The sequence below is a fragment of the Wolbachia endosymbiont of Drosophila barbarae genome (assembly GCF_044752445.1).
GTDB classification, from domain to species: Bacteria; Pseudomonadota; Alphaproteobacteria; order Rickettsiales; family Anaplasmataceae; genus Wolbachia; species Wolbachia pipientis.
In genome coordinates this window covers 1-634 of the sequence record NZ_JBIXJM010000059.1, presented here as the reverse complement: position 1 = coordinate 634, position 634 = coordinate 1, and the positions used below count along the sequence as shown (strand labels likewise).

General features: G+C 30.9%; 1 protein-coding gene. It reads right to left on the bottom strand.

The features are described 5' to 3' along the window. Window positions 1–304: flagellar basal body rod protein FlgC (locus tag ACIPNH_RS00795; RefSeq protein ID WP_458695307.1), on the bottom strand; the 304-nt coding region annotated here is incomplete at its 3' end. Between the last annotated feature and the right edge of the window lie 330 nt (window positions 305–634).

Below are 634 nucleotides of genomic sequence, written 5' to 3'. Positions count from 1 at the left end.
AGTTATCTATGCTGAACAGGTAATTTGCCACTTCAGTGTTTCCTTGAGGAGAGTAGATTAAAATGTCCACTTCTCTTAGCGGGTGATCATCATTAAACTTTTCTAGTAACTGCTTATCGGTAGTTTCCTCTATTGCTACAACTGCTTTGCTTACCTCTTTCAACTTTGCAATATCATCTCTTGAGTTTTCAAGTATATCTTTAGCCTTGTCTAGCAGCTGCTCATATAGAACTATTTTTTCTTCATCATCAAGTAGCTGACAATGCTTTTTCAGCTTTTCAGTAGAGTAAGATAGGATATCCATTTTTTTCAATTTTACGATTACGATACCCCATTTTTGTTGAAACTGAAATAATTTTTATAGGATGTGTTTTTCTAGTGTAGATGCCCGCAAAACTTGTTATTATAATATACAGTAAATCAATAAGTCGTATAATATTAACAATTAAATAATATTTATCACGATATGATCGAATAGTAATGAAATTAAGTGAGGGTTACAATGAAAAAAATAAATGGTAAAAAATTGTCTAGTAAAATGTTAAAAGCGGTAGAGCGAATAGCAAAAGAAGGGTTATTACCTAATTTTATAAAAGCTGCTCCAACAGCAAATAAAAAGATTAGTAAATTACCT